The following is a 6,000-nucleotide window of genomic DNA, read 5'->3' on the forward strand; positions in this document are numbered from 1 at the left end:
AGCTGAATCTTTGGATCAGCGCCCCTTCTTCCAGAGCCACGCCCCCACCAGAATCCCCATCGTGCACAGCACCGCCACATAGTAGGCCGGGCCCATCGCACTCTCTTTAAGCAACAGGCTGACCACCATCGGCGTCAGGCCACCGAAGATCGCGTACGCCACGTTGTACGAGAACGACAGCCCGCTGAAGCGCACCACCGGCGGGAACGCCTTGACCATCACGTAGGGCACCGCGCCGATGGTGCCGACCAGCAGACCGGTCAGGGCATACAGCGGGAACAGCCAGTTCGGGTGGTCGGCGAGGCTGTGATAGAAGGTCCAGGAGCTGATCAGCAGGCCCAGGCTACCGAAGACAAACACCCGGCCTGCGCCGAAACGGTCGGCCATGGCACCGGAGATGATGCAACCGACGCTGAGGAACACGATCGCCAGGCTGTTCGATTGCAGCGCCACCGTTGGCGAGAAGTGATAGACCGTCTGCAGCACGGTCGGGGTCATCAGGATCACCACGACGATACCGGCCGACAGCAGCCAGGTCAGCAGCATCGAGATCGCAATCGCCCCACGATGGTCACGCAGCACCGCACGCAACGGCACTTCCTCGGCCAGCGCCTTGCGCAGTTGCAGCTCGGCGAACACCGGAGTTTCGTGCAGCCAGCGGCGCAGGTACACCGAGAACAGACCGAAGACGCCGCCGAGCAGGAATGGAATCCGCCAGGCGTAGTCGGACACCTCCACTGGCGTGTAGATGCTGTTGATTGCCGTGGCGACCAGCGAACCGAGCAAAATGCCGGCAGTCAGGCCACTGGTCAGGGTGCCGCAGGCGTAGCCGATGTGCTTTTGCGGTACGTGTTCGGAAACGAAGACCCACGCCCCCGGCACCTCACCGCCAATCGCTGCGCCCTGGATCACTCGCATCAGCAGCAACAGAATCGGCGCCCACAGGCCGATCTGTGCGTAGGTTGGCAGCAGGCCCATGATCAGGGTCGGCACGGCCATCATGAAAATGCTCAGGGTGAACATTTTCTTGCGCCCCAGCAGGTCGCCGAAGTGCGCCATGACGATTCCGCCCAGCGGCCGCGCGAGGTAACCGGCGGCGAAAATGCCGAAGGTCTGCATCAGGCGCAGCCACTCGGGCATGTCGGCCGGGAAGAACAGCTTGCCGACCACGGTGGCGAAGAACACGAAGATGATGAAATCGTAAAACTCCAGCGCACCGCCCAGGGCCGATAGCGACAGAGTCTTGTAATCATTGCGGGTCAGGGGGCGTGCAGGTTGCTCGGGCTGCGCGAGGCTCGAAGGCGCTGTGGTCATGGCAAGGGCTTCTCTTATAGGCGGATCTACCGCCACAACAACGCTGGCTGTGGCTTGGGCAGGTTCGGCACCATAGCAAATTGTTCGAAAAAGCACATAGAGGCGCGTATTTGCCGGTCAAAATCAGAACCCGATGGTCGTCGCGGAGTCTACCGACCGATATACTCGCAACCTTGCTCCGGTTTGTAGGGGGTTGCTGTGCGAAAACGTCGTTGGCCCGGTTTTTGAACGGGATCAGCCGGTTTCGCAGAGTTTCCCCTTTAGGCGCCTATGGAAAACGTGACGAACGCAGTATGTTCGGTGCTGAATCGTTTTTCCTTAAGACGGCTACCACCAGCACTACCAACGAAGAGTCACGGGTCAGAGGCACCCCCGGCATGATAGAGCTCGAACAAGAAGATCCGATCCCGCAAGGCGACCTGGCCTTGCAAATCACCGCACTCCCGCGCGAAACCAACGGCTTTGGCGATATTTTCGGCGGCTGGCTGGTGGCGCAGATGGACCTCGCGGGGACCGCGATGGCCAGCCGCGTTGCCGGTGGCCGTGTGGCAACCGTGGCCATCGACCGCATGGCCTTTCTGGTGCCGGTCGCGGTCGGCGCGCAATTATCCTTTTATACCCAGACCCTGGAAATCGGCCGAAGCTCGATCCAGATGATGGTCGAAGTGTGGAGTGACGATCCGCTGTCCAGCGAGTGGCGTAAAGTGACCGAGGCGGTGTTCGTCTTCGTCGCCATCGACGGCAGCGGTCGCACCCGCTCGGTGCCACCGCGCGCACGTTAAACCTCGCCGCGGTTTTGCGGTCGATAGTCGTCCCAAGTGTCTGATCGAGAGCTGTCCCATGAACACGCCCAACGTTGAAGCCGTGAAACTGGATGAACTGAACTGCTGGCGCATCCGCCACGGTCAGGCCGAAGTGCTGGTGGCCCAGCAAGGCGCGCACATCCTCAGTTATCAGATCGACGGCCAGCCGCCGATCATCTGGCTCAATGACAAGGCTGTGTTCAAGACCGGCAAGAGCATCCGCGCCGGTGTGCCGGTATGCTGGCCATGGTTCGGCAAGTTCGAACGCAACCCGCAGAGCGTGCAGGCCATGTACACCGGTGAGCAACCGGCACCCGCACACGGTCTGGTGCGAGCGATGGATTGGGAACTGGGCGGCATCGAATCAGAGGCTGACGGCGTCAAGGTCGAATTCAAGCTGCCCTACCCCGAAGGTGGCCTGCCGGGCTGGCCGCATCAGGTCGATCTGACCCTGACCCTGCATCTGAATGATCAGTTGCACATCAGCCTGACCAGCCACAACCGAGGTGCCGAAGCCGTCAGCATCAGCCAGGCGCTGCACACTTATTTCGCAGTCAGCGATGTGCGCAACGCGCACGTCGACGGTGTGGACGGTCTGGATTACATCGAGACACTGGATGAGTGGAAAACCCACAGCCAGCAAGGTGACCTGCATTTCGCTGGCGAAACCGACCGCATCTATCTTGATGCGCCGCCGCAACTGAGCATCGTCGACCCGGCCTGGGAACGGCGCATCGTGCTGACCGCCACTGGCTCACGCACCGCGGTGATCTGGAACCCGTGGATAGACCGTGCGGCAGCGTTGGCCGACATGGACAACGACGGCTGGCAGCGCATGCTGTGCATCGAGACGGCGAATGTAATGAATGATGTGGTGAATCTGGCGTCGGGTGCGAGCCATACGATGGGTGTCAGCGTCGGTAGTAAACCGCTTTAACCAGTACCGCAAAACAAAATGTGGGAGCGAGCCTGCTCGCGAATGCGTTATGTCAGCCACTCTTCAAGTGTCTGATACACCGCTTTCGCGAGCAGGCTCGCTCCCACAGTTGTTTTGGGGTGACGATTACAGATCAGACTCCTGCACCACCCGCACCTTGTCCGCATCCAGCGCATACGCCGCGTCGGCCAGGTCATTGCTGACCTTCTCGATCTTCAGCGTGCCGGTCACCCACAGCGGCGTGTAGATGTCATCCAGCTTCAAGCCCTTGGGATAACGCACCAGCACCAGTTGATTCGGCGGCGGTGGCGGTACGTGGATGCACGCGCCCGGGTATGGCACGAGGAAGAACAGCGTGCTGCGCCCCTTGGCATCGGACTCCAGCGGCACCGGGTAGCCACCGATGCGGATGTGCTTGTCGTTCATCGACGCCACGGTCTTGGTCGAATACATCACCGCCGGCAAACCCTTGGCCTGCTTCATGCCGCCCTTCTCGGTGAAGGTGCCGGTGGCTTCCGGGGAGTTGTGGTCGATTTCGGGCATGGCCTCGAGGGCTTTCTGGTCCGACTTGGGCATCAGTTCCAGCCAGTCGGTTTCCGGCAGTTCGCCGGCGTGGGCCAGACCGCTGCCCAGCAAAAGGAGAGTCAACAAAAGACGGCGCATGGAGGTGCTCGGTAAAAGATGCTCGGATAAGGAAGGACGTCGAATCGCCGAGCATTCTAGCCCTCCCTGCCGCGTTGGCAGAGAGGACTTGGTCGCTTGGATCAGTTCTTTTTGATCAGGCCGTAGATCACCAGCAGCACGATCGCGCCGACCAGCGCACCGATGAAGCCTGCGCCTTGACCTGCCTGATAGATACCCAGGGCCTGGCCGCCGTAAGTGGCCGCCAGCGAACCGCCGATACCGAGCAGGATGGTCATGATCCAGCCCATGCTGTCATCGCCCGGTTTGAGGAAGCGTGCCAGCAGGCCGACGATCAAGCCGATAAAGATGGTTCCGATAATTCCCATGGCATTTCCCTCTGACACTCAATAGTAGATATGCCAAAGCCTAGTCAGACTTTGGCATCCTGCCATGAGAGAACGGCGAGCCCTGAATGGTTCCGCCGCTGCCAGATGAAACTGTCGTTACTCGGCGATCAGCGCTTCGACCTTGACGATCTGCGCCTGCAGCGTGGCCATGTCGGCGCAGCGCAGGTTGGCGTGACCAACCTTGCGCCCGGCCTTGAAGGCTTTGCCGTAGTGGTGCAGATGGCAATCTTCGATGGCGATGACCTTCTCGACCGGAGGAACCACACCGATGAAGTTGAGCATCGCGCTCTCGCCGACCTTGGCGGTCGAACCCAGCGGCAGACCGGCCACGGCACGCAGGTGGTTTTCAAACTGGCTGCACTCGGCGCCTTCGGTGGTCCAGTGCCCGGAGTTGTGCACACGCGGGGCGATCTCGTTGGCCTTGAGGCCACCGTCGACTTCAAAGAACTCGAACGCCATCACGCCGACGTAATCCAGCTGCTTGAGCACACGGCTGGAGTAATCTTCGGCCAACGCCTGTAGCGGGTGATCGGTGCTCGCCACCGACAGCTTGAGGATGCCGCTGTCGTGGGTGTTGTGCACTAGCGGGTAGAAGCGGGTTTCGCCATCACGGGCACGCACGGCGATCAGCGAGACTTCGCCGGTGAACGGCACGAAGCCTTCCAGCAGGCAGGCCACGCTGCCCAGTTCGGCGAAGGTACCGACCACGTCCTCTGGCTTGCGCAAGACTTTCTGGCCCTTGCCGTCATACCCCAGGGTGCGGGTTTTCAGCACGGCCGGCAGACCGATCGAAGCCACGGCGGCGTCCAGGTCTGCTTGCGATTGAATGTCGGCGAAGGCCGGGGTCGGAATGCCCAGGTCCTTGAACATGCTCTTCTCGAACCAGCGGTCGCGAGCGATGCGCAGGGCTTCGGCACTCGGATAGACCGGGACGAATTGCGAGAGAAACGCCACGGTCTCCGCCGGGACGCTTTCGAACTCGAAGGTCACCAGGTCGACTTCGTCAGCCAGTTGGCGCAGGTGATCCTGATCGCCGTAATCGGCCCGCAGGTGTTCGCCCAGCGCGGCGGCACAAGCATCCGGCGCAGGGTCGAGGAAAGCGAAGTTCATGCCCAGCGGAGTGCCCGCCAGCGCCAACATGCGGCCCAACTGGCCGCCACCGATTACACCGATTTTCATCTCAACAACCTCAGGCAATACGTGGGTCTGGATTGTCCAGGACGCTGTCTGTCTGCTCGGCACGGAAGGTTTTCAGTACCGCGTGGAATTGTGGATGCTTGGCGCCGAGGATGCTCGCCGACAGCAGCGCGGCGTTGATCGCGCCGGCCTTGCCGATGGCCAGGGTGGCAACCGGGATGCCTGCTGGCATCTGCACGATCGACAGCAGCGAATCGACGCCCGAGAGCATCGACGACTGCACCGGAACGCCCAGCACCGGCAGGTGGGTCTTGGCCGCACACATGCCTGGCAGGTGGGCTGCGCCACCGGCACCGGCGATGATCACCTCGATGCCACGGCCCTCAGCCTCTTCGGCGTACTGGAACAGCAGATCCGGGGTGCGGTGGGCGGAAACCACCTTGACCTCGTACGGGATGCCGAGCTTTTCCAGCATATCGGCGGTGTGGCTAAGGGTGGACCAATCGGACTTGGAGCCCATGATCACGCCAACCAGTGCACTCATCGTCGCGCCTCTTCTCTCTGGGCGCCCGCAGGCGCGTCAAAAACAACAAGCCACGCAGGATTGCGTGGCTTGATTGTACGAAAAATGGCCGGACGTACCGGCCGAAGGCCGCGCAGTATACCGCAAAGATGCCAATAAACAGCCCCCGAAACGACCATCTGTCAAATCAGCGAAAGGCCCGGTTTTATTGACTTGAAGGTCAGCAGAAAAGATCAAAAGATCGCAGCCTTCGGC

Annotated in this window: 8 protein-coding genes; 2 read left to right on the forward strand and 6 right to left on the reverse strand. The window is 61.3% G+C overall.

The window, feature by feature from the left end; genetic code table 11:
• Positions 1 to 15 precede the first annotated feature (15 nt).
• Positions 16 to 1,314, reverse strand: coding sequence for an MFS transporter (locus HT737_RS15065; protein ID WP_095667989.1), 1,299 nt, complete (start codon positions 1,312 to 1,314; stop codon positions 16 to 18).
• A 377-nt stretch (positions 1,315 to 1,691) separates the two neighbouring features.
• Between HT737_RS15065 and HT737_RS15070 the strand changes: the two genes are divergently transcribed.
• Together HT737_RS15070 and HT737_RS15075 are read left to right on the forward strand one after the other, a co-directional pair.
• Complete coding sequence (locus tag HT737_RS15070) at positions 1,692 to 2,096, forward strand: acyl-CoA thioesterase (RefSeq protein WP_003229628.1); 405 nt, start codon at positions 1,692 to 1,694, stop codon at positions 2,094 to 2,096.
• A gap of 58 nt (positions 2,097 to 2,154) precedes the next feature.
• Positions 2,155 to 3,054 (forward strand): D-hexose-6-phosphate mutarotase, encoded by a 900-nt coding sequence (locus HT737_RS15075; RefSeq protein ID WP_182403083.1) that lies wholly within the window; start codon positions 2,155 to 2,157, stop codon positions 3,052 to 3,054.
• Positions 3,055 to 3,180: 126 nt separating this feature from the next.
• Here HT737_RS15075 and HT737_RS15080 read toward each other — a convergent pair whose 3' ends face one another.
• From HT737_RS15080 to HT737_RS31230, 5 genes are all read right to left on the reverse strand, one after another.
• The gene (locus tag HT737_RS15080) at positions 3,181 to 3,717 is read right to left on the reverse strand and encodes a DUF3299 domain-containing protein (RefSeq protein ID WP_007962278.1); all 537 of its coding nucleotides are present in this window, start codon (positions 3,715 to 3,717) and stop codon (positions 3,181 to 3,183) included.
• A gap of 101 nt (positions 3,718 to 3,818) precedes the next feature.
• Complete coding sequence (locus HT737_RS15085; protein WP_003229635.1) at positions 3,819 to 4,064, reverse strand: GlsB/YeaQ/YmgE family stress response membrane protein; 246 nt, start codon at positions 4,062 to 4,064, stop codon at positions 3,819 to 3,821.
• A gap of 117 nt (positions 4,065 to 4,181) precedes the next feature.
• A complete protein-coding gene (locus HT737_RS15090) occupies positions 4,182 to 5,264 on the reverse strand; it encodes a 5-(carboxyamino)imidazole ribonucleotide synthase (RefSeq protein ID WP_047297318.1) in 1,083 nt (360 codons plus the stop codon).
• A gap of 10 nt (positions 5,265 to 5,274) precedes the next feature.
• Positions 5,275 to 5,766: a 5-(carboxyamino)imidazole ribonucleotide mutase gene (gene purE, locus HT737_RS15095; protein ID WP_003229641.1), complete on the reverse strand. Its 492-nt coding sequence runs from the start codon at positions 5,764 to 5,766 to the stop codon at positions 5,275 to 5,277.
• Positions 5,767 to 5,802: 36 nt separating this feature from the next.
• Positions 5,803 to 6,000 (reverse strand): hypothetical protein (locus tag HT737_RS31230; protein WP_220459407.1); only part of this gene is annotated, 198 nt, incomplete at its 5' end.

This window comes from Pseudomonas sp. MD195_PC81_125, from assembly GCF_014060985.1.
In the GTDB taxonomy this organism is placed as follows: Bacteria; Pseudomonadota; Gammaproteobacteria; order Pseudomonadales; family Pseudomonadaceae; genus Aquipseudomonas; species Aquipseudomonas parakoreensis.